The following is an 18940-nucleotide window of genomic DNA, read 5'->3' on the forward strand; positions in this document are numbered from 1 at the left end:
TCTCCTCACTGGGCAGCGAACTGCATTTCAGGCACGTGGTCCGGCACGATCAGTTTGCCGGCAGTCTTGGCGACGATTTCCTCGACGCTGACGCCTGGGGCACGTTCTTTGAGAATGAAGGCGCCGTCCTGGATTTCCAGGTAGGCCAGGTCAGTCAGCACGCGCTTGATGCAACCGGCACCGGTCAGCGGCAGGCTGCACCGGGGCAGCAGTTTCGACTCGCCGTCCTTGGACGCGTGAGTCATGGTGACGATGATGTTCTCGGCACCGGCCACCAGGTCCATCGCGCCGCCCATGCCCTTGACCAGCTTGCCGGGGATCATCCACGAAGCAATATTACCCTCCACGTCTACCTCGAAGGCGCCCAGCACGGTCAGGTCGATGTGCCCGCCACGGATCATGGCAAAGGATTCGGCCGAAGAGAAGATCGAGGCGCCAATGCGCGCAGTGACGGTCTGCTTGCCGGCGTTGATCATGTCGGCATCGACCTCGGCTTCGGTAGGGAACGCGCCCATGCCGAGCAGGCCGTTTTCCGACTGCAGCATGACTTCCATGCCTTCGGGGATGTAGTTGGCGACCAGGGTCGGAATGCCGATGCCCAGGTTCACGTAGTAGCCGTCCTGCATTTCGCGGGCGACGCGTTGAGCCATTTGTTCGCGGGAAAGTGCCATGTTGTTATTCCTTCATTCGGGCCGGGGGCAGGGGATCACTTACGCACGGTGCGCTGTTCGATGCGCTTTTCGAACGTGCCGCAAATGATCCGGTCGACGTAGATGCCTGGGGTATGGATCTGCGTCGGGTCCAGCTCGCCCGGTTCGACGATTTCTTCGACTTCAACCACAGTGATCTTGCCGGCCGTGGCCGCCAACGGGTTGAAATTCTGGGCGGTGTGGCGATAGACCACGTTGCCGAAATGGTCGGCTTTCCAGCCTTTGACGATGGCGAAGTCGCCGGTGATGGATTCTTCCATCAGGTACTGGCGGCCATGGAATTCACGCACTTCCTTGCCTTCGGCCACTGGCGTGCCGACCCCGGTGGCGGTGAAGAAGGCCGGAATGCCCGCGCCGCCGGCGCGCATTTTTTCGGCGAGGGTGCCTTGCGGGGTGAGCACGACTTCGATCTCGCCGCTCAGCAGCTGCTTTTCGAAAAGAGCGTTTTCGCCGACGTAAGAGGCAACCACCTTGCGGATCTGCCGATCTTCCAGCAATACACCCAGACCGAAACCGTCGACGCCACAGTTATTGGAAACCACGGTGAGGTCGCGGATACCCTTGCGCTTGATCTCGGCGATCAGGTTCTCCGGGATGCCGCAGAGGCCGAAGCCGCCGGCGATCACCGTCATGCCGTCTTGCAAGCCTTCCAGCGCTTCTTCGTAGCTACTCACACGTTTGTCGAAACCTGCCATAGACACCTCTTTTATTCTTGATGGGGTCGCAATGAAACGCAGTGTTGCGCCAAGTCATATATTTGTTAAGTTGATTTTTAGGTTGGATTGATTGATAAAACTCAATAATTGCCGATATCCGTTTGCGGCTTGAAACTGACCGCTTGCCGCCGGGAGCACAGCGACCCATGACCCTCAAGCAAATCCGCGCTTTTCTCGCCGTGGCCCAAAGCCTGAGCTTCGCCGTGGCCTGCGAGCGGCTGCACCTGTCCCAGTCGGCGCTGAGCTTGACCATCAAGGCCTTGGAAGAAGGCTTGGGCGGGCGTCTGTTCAGTCGCAATACCCGTAACGTGGCGCTGACGCCCGAAGGCGAATCGCTGCTGCCCCTGGCCCGGCGCCTGGTTGCCGATTGGGACAACGCCGAGGATGAAATGCGCCAACGCTTCACCTTGCAACGCGGCCGCGTCACATTGGCGGCAATGCCGTCCTTTGCCGGCAACCTGCTGCCACCGATCCTCAAGACCTTCCGCGCCCGCTATCCGAATGTCAACGTCACGGTCAACGATGTGATCAACGAACAGGTGCTGGAAATGGTTCGTGATCGGCACGTTGAACTGGGGGTCGCGTTCGAGCCGATGCAGAGCTCGTCGCTGGCCTTTACCCCGTTGTATCTGGACCGCTTCGTCGCGGTGGTGCCGCTGGACTCGCCACTGGCGCAGCGCAGTGAGATCCAGTGGCAGACGCTGCTGGAGCAGCCATTTATCACGCTGCAAAGGCCCTCCACCGTGCGGGTGATGCTGGAGGAGCATTTGCAAAGCCGAGGCATGAAACTGCCGGTGGAATTCGAGAGCCATCAGTTGGCGACAGTTGGACGGATGGTCGCCAGCGGGTTGGGGGTGAGTGCGGTCCCGGCGCTGTGTGTCGGGCAGATGCATGAGCTGGGCGCCCGCTGCATCACCCTCAGCGATCCAGTGATTGAACGGGCCATCGGTGTGCTGACCAAGCCGGGGCATGAACTGTCGGCGGCGGCGCAGGTGTTGTTCGATACGCTCAGGGATCAGGACATCGGTGCGCAGTTGACCACGCGGTAAACCACGATTCCCTTGTGGGAGCGAGCCTGCTCGCGATAGCGGTGGTTCAGCTAGCCTTTATGCTGGATGTGCCGCCGCAATCGCGAGCAGGCTCGCTCCCACAGGGGGGCTGCGGTGCTGTTAGAACTGGCGTTGAGTCAGCAGCGGCAGCAGTTGCTCACAAGGCTCTTCAAGCTTGAGATCCAGCAACTCATCGGCCCGTGTCTTGCCTCGGTTGATCGCCAGCAGCGGCTTGCCCCGTTCCTTGATCGCCCGGCACAGGCGAAACGCCGACCAAGCCATCAGCGAGGAGCCCACCACCAGCAGGCCGTCCGCCTGTTCGACGGCTTGCATGGCGCGAGCGGCGGTGACGGCGGCGACGTTTTCGCCGAAAAACACCACGTCGGGTTTCAAGCGCTCGCCGTCGCAATGAGGGCAGCGGGGCACCTGGAAGCGCGCCTCGAACGCGGCATCCAGCAGGGTATCGCCGTCCGGCGCCTGAACCGCGTCGACACCGGCCAGGTAAGGATTCTGCGCTTGCATCAATAGCTGGATCTGCTGGCGCTCGCTGTGCTGCTCGCAATCCAGGCACACCACCCGATGCAGGCTTCCGTGAAGTTCGATCACGTCGTGGCTGCCAGCCTGGTCATGCAGGGTGTCGACATTCTGGGTGATCAGGCCGCTGATGCGTTGGTGCGCCTGCAACATCGCCAACGCCTCGTGGGCCACGTTCGGCCGGGCCTGACGGACCCGCGGCCAGCCCAGCATCGCCCGCGCCCAGTAGCGCCGCCGTGCTTCGGGTTTGGCGAGAAACTCCTGGTACATCATGGGTTGCCGACCCCGTCGCACACCCTCGCTGTCCCGGTAGTCGGGAATGCCCGACGGGGTGCTGATGCCGGCACCGGTGAGCACCAGAAAACGGCGCCCGGCCATATGCTCCAGCAATTGATCGATCGGTTGACGGTGAAAGTCGTCGGGCATAGAGGTCGCTCCGCTGGCCTGGAGTCGTTGAGGTTAGCACCGTGGTTCGTCGAGAGGGCGGTCGGAATGCCTTTCGTCGCACTGCGTTGTTGTTTCTTCAAACTTTCCCCGGTTGCGCGACATCCACCTCTTGACGGCACTTCAAAACTGTCGCGCTGCAAGGCAGTGACGACCCTGGCTAAGGAGAAGCAAATGGCTACGCCTAAAGAGAACCTGTTGGATTGGCTCAACGACGCCCATGCCATGGAACAGCAGGCGGAAAAAATGCTCAAGGCCCAGGCCGAGCGCCTGGAACACTATCCGCAGCTCAAGGCCCGGATTGAGGAGCACCTGCAGGAGACCCTCGGGCAACAAAAACTGGTGGAACAATGCATCCAGCGCCTGGGTGGCAGCACTTCAATGCTCAAGGACATGGCCGGCAAACTCATGGCCTTCGGTCAGGCGGTGGGCGGTATGACGATGAGCGATGAAGTGGTGAAAGGGGCCATGAGTGGCTACGTGTTCGAGAACCTTGAAATCGCCTCCTACACGGTACTCATTGAAGCTGCAAAAGTGGCCGGCGATATGGAAACACAGAGGGCTTGCGAACAGATCCTGCCGCAGGAAGTCGCCATGGCCGAGTGGCTGCGCGAGCACCTGCCGCAGATCACCCAAGCGTTTCTGGAGCGTTCGGCCAACCCGCACACCGAAGCCAAACGCTGAGCGTGAAAAAGCGGCCGGCCAGGTGTGTCGGTCGCTTTTAACGCGCCGAGAGAGGAGGCGTATGAAACAGACCACCGGTGAAGTACGGGCCATCAATCGACAGAGAGCAATGGTCGGTGTGTACGTCGAGGAAGAAGACAACCACACAGTCCTTGAGCTCGATTCCGCCAATGACATCGATATTGGTGACGTCATGGAGTGGGACAGTGGCAAGGCCTTGGGCACCCAGTCTTATCGCAACCTGACCAAAGGCTGGACCGCCGAGGTTTATGTGGCGAACCATGGCGTTGCGGCGGCGAACCTTGAGGTTCAATTGCTGGTGTGATCCTGACGACAGCTTTAAACCCGGAACCCAGGAGAACGAACATGAGCGAGTTAAAGTGCGGTTGCCCCGATTGCCAATGCGATGTGGACCCGCAACAGGTGTTCAATCGCGATGGCGAGGCCTATTGCAGTCAAGCCTGCGCCGACCAACATCCAAACGGTGAACCTTATCCGGCACCGGATTGCCATTGCGAACGCAGCGGCAAGAATGGCGGGCCAGACATGGATGGCAATTAACGGAATGAAGCGCTGGAGGACACCTTTGCGCCCAGCTATCCCATTTCATCCTGAATATAAACCGAGATTGCGGCCCGCTAACGATGGGTATCGCTCAAGTTGAGTAGTTGAATTCATTATTGGGCGTCATTTCTTTGAAAGGCCGTTGTAACTCGACGCCGCAGTGAGAGTGTGGGATTGCATGAGCCGTTCGTCGCTGTTTTCAAGATGTGTTTAAAACCTTGTCGGCGCCAGACTTTCAGATTGTTAGGAGTCAGCAGGTTCGCAACATCAACTAACGAGGTGAATGAAATGGCTAACACAGGAAATAAGAATCCTGGCAATTTCGCTAACGATCGTGAAAAGGCATCGCAAGCGGGGAAGAAGGGCGGCCACGTGTCAGGTGGTAACTTCGCGAATGATCCGCAGCGCGCATCCGAGGCCGGGCGCAAGGGGGGGCAAGCTTCGGGCGGCAATTTTGCCAATGACCCGGAACGAGCCGCCGCCGCCGGCCGAAAAGGTGGCCAAGCCTCGGGTGGCAATTTTGCCAAAGACCCTGAGCGGGCCTCCGAGGCCGGTCGAAAGGGCGGTCAGGCATCCGGCGACAACGTTACCAGCGACCGCTAGACAGTTTCCGAAACAAGTCAAAAAGGCCCTGGAAACAGCCAGGATCATGGGCGCAACTCTGAATACTCAATGACGTTACGGGCCCTGTGTTAATCGCATGGGGCCTGTCGGATTTATATACAACGGGATCGCGGCAAGGAATGTCTTCAAGCGTGAGGGGAGTGTAAGTTGTTCAGTTACCTGGCATTTCTGCAAGTGCGCCTTACCGATTACCGTTCGTCTCGTTTATTAAATAAAAGATAAATTTTAACTGTTTAACTTCTTCAGATTTTCTGTGGGCCTGCCCCCGGCAGTGTCCCTTTGGCTTGTGTCCTGAACGAGGAGTTTCATCATGTTCTTACATAACAAAAGACTGCAGTACACCGTACGTGTCGCCGAGCCTAACCCAGGGCTGGCTAATCTGTTGCTTGAACAGTTCGGCGGTGCCCAGGGCGAGTTGGCGGCGGCGTCGCGCTACTTCACCCAGGCCCTGTCCGAGGATGATCCCGGCCGCAAGGATCTGTTGATGGACATTGCCACCGAAGAGCTCAGTCATCTGGAGGTGATCGGCTCGATCATTGTGATGCTCAATAAAGGCGCCAAGGGCCGAATGGCCGAGGGTGTGGAAAAGGAAGGTCAGCTGTACCGGGACATCAACGGTGCCGGCAACGACTCTCACATCACCAGCCTGCTTTATGGCGCCGGTTCCCCGCTGACCAATTCGGCCGGTGTACCTTGGACAGCCGCTTACGTCGACACCATAGGTGAGCCGACAGCGGACATGCGGTCCAACATCGCCGCCGAGGCACGGGCGAAAATCATCTATGAGCGCCTGATGAATCTCACCGATGATCCTGGGGTAAAAGAAGCGCTGGGCTTTTTGATGACCCGTGAAATCGCGCACCAGATGTCCTTTGAAAAAGCCCTGCATTCGATCCAGCCGAATTTCCCTCAAGGTAAACTGCCAGGCATGCCAGAGTTCACCAACGTGTACTTCAACATGTCCCAAGGCGAGCCTTCGGTGCGTGGCCCATGGAACCAGGGCGATGAGTGGGAATTCGTCGAGAACCCAACGCCGGCGGTGGATGGCGGCGATGGTCTGGCGAGTGTGCAACTGAGCAAGAAAGACGAAGCGCTGCTGATGGACATGAAGGCGCGGACCATGTCCAACCCGGAAAGCGACCCCATGACAGGTGCCGACTTGGGTTCAGGGATGCAAGGTGACAAACTGTAGGAAACCGGCGAGGGGGCCTGGCTCCTTCGCCTGAAAATTGCGTTTGAGCGGACCCCTCGTTGGGGGAACGATCAGACATGACCTGGCGCAAAACCAGTAAGGATATTCGATGGACCAGCCCACCTCCCGGATCCGATCGCCCTGGCGTACCTGGTTGGATCCTGTGCAAAACAACCTGCTGCTGGGGGTGAGCTTCTGGCTGGGGCTGGCGGTGATCGCCGCGTTGTTGCTCTACAGCGGCTACAACGCATTGGTGGGGGCCGATCGGCACAACCTGGGCTATGCCGTTCTGGGTGGCACCGCCGGTTTCGCCGCCACGGCCCTGGGCGCGTTGATGGCGGTGGTGCTGCGTGATATCTCCTCGCGGACCCAGGACATCATGCTCGGTTTTGCCGCGGGCATGATGCTCGCCGCCAGTTCGTTTTCGCTGATCCTGCCGGGTATCGAAGCGGCACAAAGTATCGTGGGCAATCAACTGCTCGCCGCGTTTGTCGTTGTGGTCGGCCTGGGTCTGGGCGTGCTCCTGATGATCGGCCTTGACCGTTTCGTGCCCCACGAACATGAAGTGAGTGGCCGGCGCGGTCCGCAATCGGAACGCATCAACCGTGTCTGGTTGTTCGTGCTCGCCATCACCTTGCACAATTTGCCCGAGGGCATGGCCATCGGCGTCAGTTTTGCTAACGGTGATCTGCGGGTCGGCATGCCCCTGACCACTGCCATTGCGATCCAGGACATCCCCGAAGGGCTTGCCATCGCCATGGCGCTGCGAGTCACCGGGATCAGTGCGCTGCGTGCCGCGCTGATCGCGGTGGGCTCGGGGCTGATGGAGCCACTGGGCGCGGTGATCGGGCTGGGCATGTCTTCGGGCGTGGCCGTGGCGTATCCCATTAGCCTGGGGCTGGCGGCGGGGGCCATGATCTTCGTGGTGTCCCACGAAGTGATTCCGGAAACCCACCGCAACGGCCACGAAACGCCAGCCACGCTGGGGTTGATGATGGGGTTTGCGGTGATGATGTTCCTCGACACGGCACTGGGTTAGCAGGCCGTCGAGCACTGAACCACGAAGGGTATCAGCAGGATCGAAATCGGGCCTGGCGAATGCGCCAGGGCCCGATTTTTTGTGCCCGCAGACAAACCAGCGGCCTGTGATACCGCACGGCGTCCCGCAGTGAAACTCGTTTGAACTACGCCTCAACCTGCTCCGTCATCTGTACTGAGAGGCACGTAGTCGGGCACCCCTCGGGGCTTCCCGGTATCGAGTATTCATCACGGAGGCGATGGGCAGACATGACTATCCCGGACAACAACCCCGAGCGAGAAAACGGCACGTCGGGCCAGGCCCGGCCCGAGGATCACCTGAACCACATCAAGGAGGACGTGAGCGAGGCCATAGGCAGCGCTCGTGAGCAGGCCGATGCGCATTTCGGCCAATACCGCGATACGGCAGCGGATCAGATCGATGCACTGGCGCGTGGTGCCAAGTCAGCCGTGTCGGAAATCGAAGCCAACGACACCCTGGGCCTGTCCCACTATCTGGCAGACATGGCCGATTCGATGAGCGGCCTGTCCAGCAAATTACGCCACATGAGCGCCGAGCAATTGCTGCACGATGGTTCTCGACTGGCTCGGGAAAACCCGGGTCTGTTCCTGGTCGGCAGCGTAGCGGTGGGGTTTGGCCTGTCGCGGTTTCTGAAGGCCGGCAGCTCGCCTGTCCCGGCCGAAGTAGTCGATCCCGCCGCCGGCCACTCAAGCCCGCCAAGCGGAGGATTTGCCGCCCGTGGACCCTTTGATCCGAACCCGGATCCTATCGCACCGGGCGTCAATTCTGCCGGCGGCCACGCCACCGCCAGCACTCCCGCTGCGTCCGGCACCCAGGACCAGCCCAGTGATGCCACTACCGGCTCGTTGCCCGGTTCGGCCAATACCCGAGGAGAATTGCAATGAACCGACCAGACCCAGATATTCAGCGTCCCGTCGGGACGTCGGTGCCCGATCACGATGCGTCGGTGATGGGGCTGTTAAAGCAATTGACCCACGAAGTCCCCTCGCTTTTTACCAAGGAGCTGGCACTGGCCAAGGCCGAATTCCAAGCGAGCCTGAACACTTTGAAAGCGGGTATCGCCGGGGTGGCCGGTGGCGCGATGGTGCTGCTGGCCGGTTTTATCATCTTGCTGATGGCGGTGGTCTATGGCTTGAGCACGATCATGCAGCCCTGGCTCGCGGCGTTGATCGTCGGCGCAGTGGTCATGATCATTGGTTTCATCATGGTGCAGTCGGGCAAGAAGCAATTCGAACCGTCCCACTTCAAGCCTGAGCGAACGCTCGATGCGTTGAACAAAGACCAGGAAGCCCTGCGGAGGAAAGTCTCATGAAGGATGAATTCAAAACCGAATCCCAGAAGAGCCCGGAAACCATCGAGCGCGAGATCGACGAGCAACGGGCCCACATCAGCCATATCGTCGACGCCCTGGGCAGCAAGTTCACGCCGGGGCAGATGCTCGACCAGGCGCTGACCCTGGCCAAAGGCAACGGGTCGCAGTTTTTTGGCAACCTGGGTACCACCGTGCGCAACAACCCAGTGCCCACCGTGCTGACCACCGTGGGGCTGTGCTGGCTGATGCTGGGTCAGAACCGTCCGCCACGGGTCGGTTATCGCGTCGGGCCGGACCAGGATGCCAGCGGCTGGAGCGAAGGGCTTGCCGGTGGCCTGGACAGTGCCAAGGAGCATCTGCACAGCACCACCGACTCGTTGCGCGACGGGTTTCATCATCTCAAGGACAAGGCTTCGTATCTGGCCGACGGTTTGGGCGCCAGCGCCAGCCATGCCCGGAGCAAAGCTCACGAGACGGGTGAGCGCGTGGCCCATGGCTCGCAGGACCTGGGTGATCAATTCAGCCGTCTGCTCAAGGAGCAACCGTTGATGATGGCGGCCGCGGGAATCGCGCTGGGCGCCATGCTCGGCGCCGCACTGCCCAGTACTGCCACTGAGCAGCGGGTGATGGGCAAGACCAGCGCCGATCTGGCCGACAAGGCCAGGCAAGCGGCACGCGAGGGGTATGCAACGGTGCGCGATAGCGTGAGCAAGACCACCGAGCATCGTGACGAAACTTCACCGCGTGCTCAGGCGCGTTCCGGTACGGACCTGTCTGAGGGGCTGGGCACGTCTTAAGTTGAACGCGGTCCACGGCGCAGGGCCGGCAACGCCTGCGCCGGGTGCCTGTCGAGCCTGACAGTAGCCAAAGTCCGGTGACCGGTATTTCATGGCTCCATCGTCAACGTTCCGGGGAGACTGCACATGAAGCACCGGGTCAGGTTTTCGGGCCATCTGATCTTCATCGGATTTGGCTCCATTACCCGGGCCACGCTGCCGCTGCTGTTGCGGCAGGATCACGTCCCGGTCAATCAGATCACGGTCATTGCGCCCGTGATCGAGAAAAATATCTGGTTCAAGGAGCGGGGCATTTGCTTTGTCCGCAAAGCGCTGACTGAACACACCTTCACGCAGACCCTGGACCGCTTCATCAAACCTGGCGACTTCATCGTCAACCTGTCGGTGGAAGTCAGTTCGCTGGCCCTGATGACTTATGCCTTCGGCAAGGGCGCGCTGTACCTGGATACCTGCATTGAGCCTTGGGCCGGCGGCTACGATGACCCTTCATTGGATTTATCGCATCGCACCAATTACGCGTTGCGCTACCAGATGCTGGGCCTGCGCAAAAAACTGGGCCATGGCCCGACCGCCGTCGTGGCCCATGGCGCCAACCCCGGTTTGATCACTCATCTGCTCAAGGCTGGCCTGGTGGAACTGGCCGTGCAATTGAACCATCGCTTGCCACAGAACCGCGAAGGCGTGGACTGGGCCAGGCTGTGCATGGAGACCGGCATCAAGGTGATTCATTTTGCCGAGCGCGACACTCAGCGCTCCAGCCGCCTCAAGCAGGACGATGAGTTCGTCAATACGTGGTCGGTGGAAGGCTTGATCAGCGAGGGCCACCAACCGGCCGAGTTGGGCTGGGGCACCCACGAGCGCACCTGGCCAACGTCTGCCAGGCGCCACCGCTTCGGCAGTCGCAATGCCATCTACCTCGAGCGCCCGAGCGCCACTGTGCCGGTCAAGACCTGGACACCGTTGGGCGGGCCGTGCCTGGGGCTGATGATCACCCATCACGAAACCGCCTCTACAGCGGATCTGCTAACACTCAAGGACCAGCAGAAACTGATCTATCGCCCCACACTGCATTACGCCTATCACCCGTGCAACGATGCTTTGCTGTCGATCCATGAGTTGATTGGTCGAGGCTGGCAGAGCCAACAGCAGCAACGGATTCTCAACGGTGAAATCGACAGCATCGGAGCCGATGCGCTGGGCGTCTTGCTGATGGGGCATGAACTCAATGCCTACTGGTTCGGCTCGGTATTGACCATCGATGAAGCCCGGGCGCTCTTGCCCTTCAACAATGCCACCAGTTTGCAAGTGGCGGCGGGGGTTTTGTCGGGGATTGTCTGGGCGGTGGAAAACCCGGATCGCGGCATCGTCGAGCCAGAGCACATGGACTACGAACGTGTGCTGGAAGTGGCCAGGCCTTACCTCGGTACCTTGGTGGGCAAGCAGACCGACTGGAGACCGACCGGCGCGGTGCACACGTGTTCCCTGGACGGGGCGGCGGATGATTGGCAGTTCGAGCATTTCACGCGGTTTTGAGCGAGCCGCCAACCGCGAACGCAGCCGCCTAAGCACAAAATCGGCATCGTCCTCGCTACACAAAACGGCAGGCTTCAGAAGCGTTGCACGGAAAACCGCTCGAGCCAGTCGGGGGCGGTGCCGGCGATGCACTCGGTGACCAGTTGTCCGGTCGCTCCGGCAAGGGTCAGGCCCAGGTGTTGATGGCCGAAGGCGTAGATCAGTCGGGGCTCGTGTGGTGAGGGACCGATGACTGGCAGCGAGTCGGGTAGCGATGGACGAAAACCCAGCCAGCGGCGGGCAACCGGTTCCTTAAGGCCAAGCACGCGGCGCACATGCTGCTCCAGATAATCGAAGCGGCGAGGATTGGCCGGGTCGTGGATCGAACCCAGTTCCACCGTGCCGGCTACGCGCAGGCGTCCGGCCATGGGCGTCATGTAGAAAGCACTTTCCACCGGGCAGCAAGGGCGATTGAGCAGGGTGTCTGGTAGATCGAATTCGATGTGATAGCCCCGTTCGGTGTCCAGTGGAATGCGATCGCCCATCTGTGCCGCCAGTGCACCGGACCAGGCCCCAGCGCACAGTACCACCCGGTCGGCCTGGTAGTGCTGGCCCTCGGCGCTGTGCAGATGAAGCCCGTTGGCTTTGCGTTTTATTCCGGTAATCGTCGCCTTGCGCAGCGCTCCCTCGGCCACCAGCGGCGCGGCCAGGGTTTCGATAAACCGCTTCGGATCGTCCATGTGGGATGATTCGGGAAACAAGAGCCCGGCCACTGACTGGCCCGCCAGCGCCGGTTCGAGTTGTTCGATTTCAGCGACGCTCAACACCTGCTGGGCAATGCCCAGCGAACGCCGCAGTTCGATGGCAGCTTGCGCGGCGGCGAACCCTTGACGGGTGCCGTAGGTATACAGGCAGCCCCGGTGCTGCAAGCCTTGCCTGGCGAGCGGCGTGTCAGCCAGCAATGGCTCATACCCGCTGTAAGTACGTTGCAGGATCGTCGCCAGCGCCTGGGTGTTTGCGGTGCAGCGCGAGACCCGACATTCATTGAGAAAGCGCAGCAGCCACGGCATCAGGCGCGGCAGTCGGGCCCAGTTGATTACGAAGGGCGAATCACTGGAAAACAGCAGGGATGGAATGGCTCGCAGCAACGCAGGCTGGGCGATTGGCATCACCCCGTACGGCGCCAACGTCCCGGCGTTGCCATACGAGGCGCCGGCGGCAATGCCGTCGCGCTCCAGCACCACCACTCGATAACCCTGGCGGCGTAACCAGAGCGCCGTGGCCACGCCAACCACACCGGCACCGATAACGGCGATTTCGCAATGAATGGGCTGTGTCATCAGGGCTCAGATCCGGTTGTGCATGTGAAGGTGACCCTGGCGCGCCAATTGGCTGATCACGGTCAGGGCCTTGACCAGTTGCTCACGGGACAATGCCGCCGAGATGTTGATGCGCACCGCTTGTGGTGACAGTTCCGGGCTGAGGGTAAATGCCCCGCCCGGCAGCAGCACCACGCCCTGCTCCTGGCAGAGGCGGGCGAAGCGTGAGCTGTTCCAGGGTTCGGGCAGCAGCAGCCAGGCGTGGGTGCCGGTGGCGCTGTGCTGAAACGCCAGGCCTTGCAGATGCGTGGCCAGCAAGGCCTGGCGAATGCGCAGTTCTTCGCGCTGTTCCGAGACCAGTTGCTCGGCCAGGCCTTCCTCGATCAGTCGTGTGGCGATCAGCGCGGTCAGCGGCGAGTTGCTCCAGCAGTCGATGCGTTGCATGGCCGCGATGCCTTGCAGCAGCGCAGGCGGGGCCATGACAAAGCCCATGCGCAAGCCGGGGGCGATGCATTTGGACAAGGCGCTGATATAAATCGTTTGTTCGGGCAGCAAGGCAGCGAAGGGCAGGGGCGACTGCTCCAGCAACGGCCTGTAGACATCATCCTCGATCACCAGCACATCGGTCTGGCGGATGACGGCCGCCAGGGCTTCGCGACGCTCGGCGTCGAGGGTGATTGCCGTGGGGTTGTGAATCGACGGTATCAGAAACAGCAACCGCGGCTGATGCTCGGCGCAGGCTTGGCGCAAGGCTTCGGGACACATGCCTCGCGCATCGGCATCGACCCCCAATAGATTCAGGCCGAGGGTACGGCACAACCCGTTGATGCCCTGGTAGGTGATGTTGTCGGCTAGCACCGTGTCGCCACTGCTGGTGAGGCTGCGCAGGGTGTGGGCAATGCCGTGTTGCGCGCCCTCGGCGATCAGTATGTGTTCAGCCTGGGCCTGGACGCCGGTGTGCTGCAACCATTGCGCAATGGCCTGCCGGGCCCAGAGCGGTCCCTCGCTGGGATGGTAATCCTTCATGTCGACAAAGCGCGGGTCGTCGGCCAGGCGCGGCAACAACTGGGAGAGTACCCGGTTGTAGCCGTCCGTGGCAGGGCGGTTGACGCTCAAGTCGGCGGTGCCGGGATCGTTGCTGGGAGCGGACTGGAACTGCGCCGCCGGATGACGGCCTTGCGCCACTTGCGTGCCGCGGCCGGGCCGGCTTTCCACCAGGCCCTTTTGCTGCAGCACCGCCATGGCTCGGGTCACCGTGGTGATGTTCACCCCCAAGGCGCTGGCGAATTCACGATGGGGTGGCAGCCGATCACCTGGTTTCAACTGACCGTGAAGGATTGCATGGGTCAGCGAGTCGGCCAGCTGCGCGTACAGCGTCTCGGACTTTTCCCGATGCAGGCTGGCGTGGTTTTTCAGTTCCTTCAGCAGTTTTTCAAATTGACTCATGGGCCCTTAATCCTGGTTGTCATGCTTTTTTGTGCGCCTTAAAGCTGACTTGTCATGCTTTTTATCCGATAAAAAGGCCATTGACAAGCCAAAATAGCGTGATTAGTGTGTGAATTGTAATGCTTGTCATGCACCTAAGCATGACAAGTGGATGATCCATTCTTCAAACCGTTGATCTGCACCAGCGCTGCATGGACGTCGAGGCAGGGAGGGGCTCAGGGACAGAGCAAGGTCGTGGTTGAGTGTGTATGGCTTGTACCGGTCAAAAACAATCAGTTGCCAATAGGTGAAGCTATGTCCGATTCCAAATTCGATGTCCCTGGTATTTCTCGGCGTTCGGTGCTCAAAGTCGCTGGCTACGGTTCACTCGCCGCCATTGCTGGTTCGGCCCTGGGGCCGGTGCCGTTCGCCTTCGCGGCCGGGCAACCGATCAAGACCATTCGCCCCGGCTACCTGACCGCCGCCTGCCTGGGGGACATGCCCTTGGGGGCTCTGCGCGACGGTGTGCCGGTGGGCACTGACCTGGAGTTGCTGAAGATCATCGCCGACCGTCTTGAGCTCAAGCTCGACGTGCTCACCATGGGCTTCCCGGCAGTGATCGAAGCCGTGCGTTCGGGGCGCGCCGACTGGTTCGGCGGCAACTTCGCCTGGAACCCGATGCGTTCCAAGATCCTGCTGCTCACCGACGCGGTGTTCTACACCGGCGCGTACGTGATCATGCGTGACAGCGAGCCGTTCCAGAGCAGCATCAGTGTCAATGACATGAAGGGCCGCACGGTGGGCAGCAACACCGGTTATTTCACCATCCCCGATATGAAGCGAATCGATGGCGTGAAAGAGGTGAAGCTCTACGACAACACCGACGCCTGCCTGCGCGACGTGCGCGCCGGACGGCTGGATTTTGCCGTGCTCGACGCCCCCACCATCGACTACATGATCCTGCAGGACCCCAGCCTCAAGCTCAAGCAAGTGCCCATGGCCTACGATGAAAAATTCCCCAGCCTGACCGCCAAGTTCGAGGCGATCTGGGGTATTCATCCGCAGAATCAGGACCTGTTCGATGGCGTGAACCAAGGGCTGCGCTGGTTGCGCGACACCGGTCAGATCGGCCCGGTCCTGGCCCGGTATGGCATCAAGAATCCCGACTATCTGGTGCCGCTGCCCAAGGACCAGCGCGTCGGCGTGGACCGCGACGAACAGGGCAACCTCATCGGCCCGTTCAAGCACACGCCCCGGGATTTCAGCCAGGTTTTTGCCTGATACACCTTGGCGGCTGCGCTCACGTTTTGTGTCATCTACTTGCGGACATTGCTCATGGCTGAATCTCATCCACTGGTGCGGGTCGAGGGTCTTCACAAGTCCTTCGGCCGGCTGGACGTCTTGAAAGGCATCGACCTGCAGGTGCAACAGGGGCAGAAAATCTCTCTGATCGGGCCCAGCGGTTCGGGCAAGACCACGCTGTTGCGCTGTATCAACTACCTGGAAGAACCGACCCGGGGCAGCATCTACATCGACAATGCGCTGATTGGCCAGCGCAAAGTGGGTGAACGCACGGTGCCCATGGGTGACAGGGACCTGGCCCGGATGCGCGCCAACATCGGCATGGTGTTCCAGCGTTTCAATCTGTTCCCGCACCTCAGCGTGCTGGACAACATCATCCTCGGGCCGTTGAAGGTACAGCAACGCAACCGCCAGGAAGCGGTGGAACTGGCCGAGGACCTGTTGAACAAGGTCGGCATGTTTGCCAAGCGCGACGCTTACCCGGACCAGCTCTCCGGCGGCCAGCAACAACGCATCGCCATCGCCCGCGCCCTGGCGATGCGCCCCAAGCTGATGCTGTTCGACGAGGCCACTTCGGCGCTCGACCCGGAGCTGGTGGGTGAAGTGTTGACGGTGATGCGCAAGCTGGCCGAGGAGGGCATGACCATGATCATCGTGACCCACGAAATGCGCTTTGCCGAAAGCGTGTCCGATCAGGTGATTTTCATGGCCGACGGCAATATCGTCGAGCAGGGACCGCCCCGCCAGATATTCCGGGAAAGCCAGGTGGAGCGTACGCGCGCCTTTATCAGCGCTGTTCAGGAGCATTGATCGATGTTCGATTCAAGCGAGCTGAGCAAGTCCCTCGACCTGCTGCCTTATTTTCTCGAAGTGCTGGGCATCGGCGCACTGACCACCCTGGGCCTGACGGCAGCGTCCTTTATCGTCGCGGCGCTGCTGGGGTTCGGCCTGGCGTTGATGCGCCTGTCGCGCAACCGAGTCCTGCAGTGGGTGGCCAGCGTTTATCTGGAGGTGTTCCGCAATATCCCGATCCTGACCCAGCTCTTCATCCTCTATTTCGGCCTGACGTACATCGGCATCACCTTGCCGGCCATCGGTGCGGCGATCATCGGGTTCGGTCTCAATGGGGCAGCGATGCTCTCGGAGGTGTTCCGTTCCAGCATCCTCAACGTTGATCGCGGGCAAAGCGAAGCGGCGTTCTCCATCGGCATGACCCGGGCCCTGGCGATGCGCATGATCGTGTTGCCCCAGGCCTTGAAAGTCTCGATTCCAGGCATGGCGAACTTCGCCATCGGCCTGCTCAAGGACACCTCGCTGGCTTCGGCCGCTGCCGTGCCGGAGCTGACGTTCAAGGCCAAGATGCTGGTGAGCGAGACCTACCAGACCAACCTGATTTATTTCCTGCTGGCCATCATTTACCTGGTGTTGAGCCTGGTGCTGTCCCACTGGGCGGCGCGCACCGAGCGGCGCCTCACTGTGATCAAGGAGCGCTGAGATGGGATATGGCGAGTTGTGGGAAGCCACCCACGTCGAATTGCTGCAAGCGGCCTGGGCCACGTTGCGGCTGGCCTTTGGCGCGCTGGTGATCGGCCTGGCGGTCGGTTTGCTGGTGGCTTTGGCGCGATTGTCCGGCTCAAGGGCGTTGCGCCGATGCGCACTGTTCTACATCGAGATCTTTCGTGGGACGCCGGCGTTGGTGCAGCTGTTTATCGTTTATTTCAGCCTGACGGCGGTAGGCGTGCAGTTCAGCTCGTTCCAGGCGGCGATGATCGGCTTGGGGCTCAATGCAGCGGCGTACCTGTCGGAGATCTATCGCTCGGGCCTGGAGGCTGTGCCCAAGGGCCAGGTCGAGGCGGCGAAGGCCATCGGCATGCCGCGGCCTCAGGTGCTGCGTTGGGTCGTGTTGCCCCAGGCGATTCGCATTGTGCTGGCGCCCATTGGCAATGTGGCGATCTCCTTGCTCAAGGATACCTCCGTGGCCTCGCTGATCGCCGCGCCGGACCTGATGCTACGGGCGCAGGATCTGAGTTCTGTGTATTTCATGCCGCTGGAGACCTACGTGTTGGTGGGGGCGATGTATTTTGCCATGTGTTATCCGCTGTCGATGGTTGTGCGCAGGTTGGAGCGGCGGCGTAAATACTGATCACCCTTCACGCAGATCCTTGTGGGAGCGAGTCTGCTCGCGATGGCGGCGTATCAGTCGATATCCCTGTTGCTGATACACCGCTTTCGCGAGCAGGCTCGCTCCCACATTGGTTTGTGTTTTTCCTCCAGGCCCGTGTTCCTCGCGACCTATACTCAACCCCGTGGATGACTTGACCTCGGGATGGCGCAATCGTGCTGCGTTCACTGATGCTGGCCGTTTTGTTGGTTCTGGCGGGGTGCGCCACGTCGCCGCGCGAGCAGCAGGTCGCCACCGTGGCGGTTTCCCAGGATACCTGGCGGCAGGTTGACCGGCAGATCGTCGCCGCGTCGAAAAGCGCTATCGAACAGGCCGGTCTCTACGCTCGTGGTTCGATGGAGCATTGGCGCCGGCTCGTGTATGAACGGACCGAGATTCAATTCATCCCCTGGTTCAGCAGCTACTGGACCCAGGAATGGCTGGCGGTGAAGGTCAGTTGGTATGCCGCCAGTGCCGAAGGCGAAGAGGACTCCGCGGCCAGACGTCTGGCGGTTTATCTGCAAGAGCAGTACCGCGAGCAGGTGCTGGCACCTGTGGCGGTGGAAATCGACCCCGAGGCGATCAGGGCCAACGCGACGGGCTACTACGTGCGCCTGCTCAATCAACAGGTCCAAGTGATTGCCCGCCAGCACCGAATCCCGCCGGAGCTGATGAGTCGGCGCCTGCACGGCATTCCTGCCATCAGCCTGGGGCCGCCAGCGGCGCGTAACGCCTCGTTGTATGAGATGGCGCATACCGAGCCCCTCAATACATTGCCGGCGTACGCCGCGCTGATCGACCACGTCAACAAAGCCGCCGTGACAGGTTCGGGGCCATCGGATGCGGTGATCGCCACGGTGGCACAACGCACCAGTGAAAAAATCGAAGCGCAATTCGCCACGCGAGGTGCGGCCGGGGCGGCGGCAGCCGTGGCCGGGAAAGCGGCGGGGGCGTTGATCTCAGTTGGCGTGGCGGGGATTCGCGCGATCATTCATGAGGGCGAGCGTCCGGAAATGGAGACTCAAATCCGCAAGAGCCTCAGCGCAGCGTTCGACGAAGCCTGGTTCCAGTCGCTCAAGCATCCCCTCAGCGGGGTGATGGCACCGGTATACTACCTGGCCGAGGAAATCGAAGGCAGCCTGGTGGCGGCGGACCTGGCCAATCGCGCGGTGGAGTTGCCAGCCATCAAACCGTGATGGACGGTTCATTCTGCCCCGAGGGTGACGCGGCAACCCTTGCGATGACGGATCTGTTCGTCCGAGGGCCGCTCCTTGATGAATTCGAAGCGCGGCTCTCCTTCGCTGTAGATCACCAGCCAGCCCCATTCCAGCTCACTTTCATCTTGACCGGGTCTGGGGGGCGAGGCCCACCAGGGTTCCTTCTGCATGATCTGTCGCATCGAGGTCTCCTGCCGATTGATCCCTTCAACTATAGACCGCTCGATTGGATGACAAGCGCCCGTGAAATCTCTTGAATTCTGTGCGAGCAAGGCTTGCCCGCGAAGCAGGCGATTCGGTTCCAGACAGACCGCGTGA

Annotated in this window: 22 protein-coding genes; 16 read left to right on the plus strand and 6 right to left on the minus strand. The window is 60.9% G+C overall.

The features are described from left to right. Positions 1-5: 5 nt before the first annotated feature. Entirely contained in the window at positions 6-671 is a 666-nt protein-coding gene (locus tag MKS85_RS10625) for a CoA transferase subunit B (protein ID WP_003180355.1), read from the minus strand. A 35-nt stretch (positions 672-706) separates the two neighbouring features. Continuing rightward, complete coding sequence (locus tag MKS85_RS10630; protein ID WP_047227779.1) at positions 707-1405, minus strand: CoA transferase subunit A; 699 nt, start codon at positions 1403-1405, stop codon at positions 707-709. Between the two features lie 167 nt (positions 1406-1572). Between MKS85_RS10630 and MKS85_RS10635 the strand changes: the two genes are divergently transcribed. Then, positions 1573-2475 carry a LysR family transcriptional regulator gene (locus MKS85_RS10635; protein WP_139049634.1) on the plus strand — a complete coding sequence of 301 codons (903 nt, stop codon included), beginning with the start codon at positions 1573-1575 and terminating at the stop codon, positions 2473-2475. Positions 2476-2595: 120 nt separating this feature from the next. Here the strand turns inward: MKS85_RS10635 and MKS85_RS10640 are convergent, their stop codons facing one another. After that, the gene (locus MKS85_RS10640; protein ID WP_139049635.1) at positions 2596-3435 is read right to left on the minus strand and encodes an NAD-dependent protein deacetylase; all 840 of its coding nucleotides are present in this window, start codon (positions 3433-3435) and stop codon (positions 2596-2598) included. Between the two features lie 192 nt (positions 3436-3627). Here MKS85_RS10640 and MKS85_RS10645 point away from each other — a divergent pair, with 192 nt between their 5' ends. From MKS85_RS10645 to MKS85_RS10690, 10 genes are all read left to right on the plus strand, one after another. Further along, a complete protein-coding gene (locus tag MKS85_RS10645; protein WP_139049636.1) occupies positions 3628-4137 on the plus strand; it encodes a ferritin-like domain-containing protein in 510 nt (169 codons plus the stop codon). Positions 4138-4198: 61 nt separating this feature from the next. Then, positions 4199-4462 (plus strand): hypothetical protein, encoded by a 264-nt coding sequence (locus MKS85_RS10650; protein ID WP_047227782.1) that lies wholly within the window; start codon positions 4199-4201, stop codon positions 4460-4462. Between the two features lie 41 nt (positions 4463-4503). Continuing rightward, complete coding sequence (locus MKS85_RS10655; protein ID WP_188251037.1) at positions 4504-4698, plus strand: metallothionein; 195 nt, start codon at positions 4504-4506, stop codon at positions 4696-4698. Between the two features lie 291 nt (positions 4699-4989). Continuing rightward, a complete protein-coding gene (locus MKS85_RS10660) occupies positions 4990-5304 on the plus strand; it encodes a general stress protein (protein WP_047227784.1) in 315 nt (104 codons plus the stop codon). A gap of 331 nt (positions 5305-5635) precedes the next feature. After that, positions 5636-6517 (plus strand): manganese catalase family protein, encoded by an 882-nt coding sequence (locus MKS85_RS10665; protein WP_047227785.1) that lies wholly within the window; start codon positions 5636-5638, stop codon positions 6515-6517. A 109-nt stretch (positions 6518-6626) separates the two neighbouring features. Next, a complete protein-coding gene (locus MKS85_RS10670) occupies positions 6627-7556 on the plus strand; it encodes a ZIP family metal transporter (protein ID WP_047227786.1) in 930 nt (309 codons plus the stop codon). A gap of 248 nt (positions 7557-7804) precedes the next feature. Beyond that, positions 7805-8461: a hypothetical protein gene (locus tag MKS85_RS10675; protein ID WP_107322635.1), complete on the plus strand. Its 657-nt coding sequence runs from the start codon at positions 7805-7807 to the stop codon at positions 8459-8461. Continuing rightward, on the plus strand, positions 8458-8889 hold the full coding sequence (locus MKS85_RS10680) for a phage holin family protein (protein WP_047227788.1): 432 nt from the start codon (positions 8458-8460) through the stop codon (positions 8887-8889). Before MKS85_RS10675 ends, MKS85_RS10680 begins: the two co-directional genes overlap by 4 nt. Beyond that, on the plus strand, positions 8886-9686 hold the full coding sequence (locus tag MKS85_RS10685) for a DUF3618 domain-containing protein (RefSeq protein WP_188251038.1): 801 nt from the start codon (positions 8886-8888) through the stop codon (positions 9684-9686). Before MKS85_RS10680 ends, MKS85_RS10685 begins: the two co-directional genes overlap by 4 nt. A gap of 126 nt (positions 9687-9812) precedes the next feature. Then, complete coding sequence (locus tag MKS85_RS10690) at positions 9813-11219, plus strand: saccharopine dehydrogenase C-terminal domain-containing protein (RefSeq protein WP_139049638.1); 1407 nt, start codon at positions 9813-9815, stop codon at positions 11217-11219. A gap of 74 nt (positions 11220-11293) precedes the next feature. Here the strand turns inward: MKS85_RS10690 and MKS85_RS10695 are convergent, their stop codons facing one another. After that, positions 11294-12538, minus strand: a complete 1245-nt coding sequence (locus MKS85_RS10695) for an FAD-binding oxidoreductase (RefSeq protein ID WP_188251039.1) — start codon at positions 12536-12538, stop codon at positions 11294-11296. Positions 12539-12544: 6 nt separating this feature from the next. Then, positions 12545-13963, minus strand: coding sequence for a PLP-dependent aminotransferase family protein (locus MKS85_RS10700; protein WP_188251040.1), 1419 nt, complete (start codon positions 13961-13963; stop codon positions 12545-12547). 294 nt (positions 13964-14257) lie between these two features. Here MKS85_RS10700 and MKS85_RS10705 point away from each other — a divergent pair, with 294 nt between their 5' ends. From MKS85_RS10705 to MKS85_RS10725, 5 genes are all read left to right on the plus strand, one after another. Continuing rightward, positions 14258-15223: an ABC transporter substrate-binding protein gene (locus MKS85_RS10705; protein WP_188251041.1), complete on the plus strand. Its 966-nt coding sequence runs from the start codon at positions 14258-14260 to the stop codon at positions 15221-15223. Positions 15224-15277: 54 nt separating this feature from the next. Continuing rightward, positions 15278-16054: an amino acid ABC transporter ATP-binding protein gene (locus MKS85_RS10710; protein ID WP_223194371.1), complete on the plus strand. Its 777-nt coding sequence runs from the start codon at positions 15278-15280 to the stop codon at positions 16052-16054. A 3-nt stretch (positions 16055-16057) separates the two neighbouring features. After that, positions 16058-16738 carry an amino acid ABC transporter permease gene (locus MKS85_RS10715; RefSeq protein WP_310662829.1) on the plus strand — a complete coding sequence of 227 codons (681 nt, stop codon included), beginning with the start codon at positions 16058-16060 and terminating at the stop codon, positions 16736-16738. Between the two features lies 1 nt (position 16739). After that, positions 16740-17387, plus strand: a complete 648-nt coding sequence (locus MKS85_RS10720) for an amino acid ABC transporter permease (protein WP_188251043.1) — start codon at positions 16740-16742, stop codon at positions 17385-17387. 194 nt (positions 17388-17581) lie between these two features. Further along, positions 17582-18601: a hypothetical protein gene (locus tag MKS85_RS10725; RefSeq protein ID WP_107322636.1), complete on the plus strand. Its 1020-nt coding sequence runs from the start codon at positions 17582-17584 to the stop codon at positions 18599-18601. A gap of 8 nt (positions 18602-18609) precedes the next feature. On the opposite strand, the gene MKS85_RS10730 is transcribed toward MKS85_RS10725, so the two are convergent. Beyond that, complete coding sequence (locus tag MKS85_RS10730; RefSeq protein ID WP_047227792.1) at positions 18610-18804, minus strand: hypothetical protein; 195 nt, start codon at positions 18802-18804, stop codon at positions 18610-18612. Positions 18805-18940: the final 136 nt, after the last annotated feature.

Origin of the sequence: Pseudomonas sp. JL2 (genome assembly GCF_031570495.1) — a bacterium.
GTDB classification, from domain to species: domain Bacteria; phylum Pseudomonadota; class Gammaproteobacteria; order Pseudomonadales; family Pseudomonadaceae; genus Aquipseudomonas; species Aquipseudomonas rhizophila.